Origin of the sequence: Aquiflexum lacus, assembly GCF_015476655.1 — a bacterium.
GTDB lineage: Bacteria > Bacteroidota > Bacteroidia > Cytophagales > Cyclobacteriaceae > Aquiflexum > Aquiflexum lacus.
Window position 1 is genome coordinate 1 of sequence record NZ_JABFHF010000074.1, and the last position, 1014, is coordinate 1014.

The following is a 1014-nucleotide window of genomic DNA, read 5'->3' on the forward strand; positions in this document are numbered from 1 at the left end:
ATACCAAAAATAGATCGGCCCTTCAGGCCTCATAATTTTAATTGATTCATGTATAACCCTGACTTCTGCAAGATTCAGTCAGGGCTTTCACAGGGCAGCCCTTTGGGTTTGAGGGGGAATCAGTTGATCGATGGAGATGCTAGTTGGATTGAAAACAAAAGGAGCTGGTGTGTAATCAAGTATTTCAAACAAGGATAATTCAGTTGAGCAATAAAAATTAAAAAGGCCTGAAGGGCCGTTCTGTGATAGCCTAGGGTTGCAACCCTAGGTCATAGGAACCGATAAGAGACCCCTTGGTCTGAAGGACCGACTCGAAAGATAATCGGATATATACGGATAATTCGATTATAATTTTATTTCCATTTTTTTAATTTGTATTGAATCAAAAATCCCTCAGGTATGCCACAATCTCTTGCAAAAATTTATCTACACATCATTTTCTCTACAAAGAGAAGGGAAAAGTTTATCTCTGAAAAAATCCGTCCTGAACTCCATTCATATTTGACAGAAGTTATCTATAACTTAAATTCCTATGTCCATGAGATTTATGCTAATCCAGAGCATATCCATATTCTTTCTGAGTTACCCAGGACAATAACAATTGCTCAATTGATCCTGAAAATTAAAACTTCCAGCTCTATTTGGATGAAGACCAAGGGGGTTGAAAAGTTTGAGTGGCAAAAGGGTTATGGTGCTTTTTCAGTAAGCCATTCAAAAGTGGAAATAGTTAAAACTTACATTCAAAAACAACCCGAACACCATCAAAAATTTAATTTTGAAAATGAATTCAGACTTTTTCTAAAGGAGTATAATATCGAATTTGATGAAAGGTATGTTTGGGATTAATCATAGATCGGCCCTTCAGGCCTCATAATTCAATTGATTCATGTATACCCTGACTTCCGCAAGCTTCAGTCAGGGCTATCACAGGGCAGCCCTTTGGGCTTGATGAGAAATCGGTTGATTAATTGAGTTTCTAGTTGGGTTGAGAATCAAAGGAGCTTGTGAATACAC

At 37.4% G+C, this 1014-nt stretch carries 1 protein-coding gene; it reads left to right on the forward strand.

Features of this window, described 5'->3' with window-relative positions; genetic code table 11:
- The first annotated feature begins 399 nt into the window (after positions 1–399).
- Entirely contained in the window at positions 400–846 is a 447-nt protein-coding gene (tnpA, locus tag HMJ38_RS25065) for an IS200/IS605 family transposase (protein WP_194977194.1), read from the forward strand.
- The last annotated feature ends 168 nt before the right edge of the window (positions 847–1014 follow it).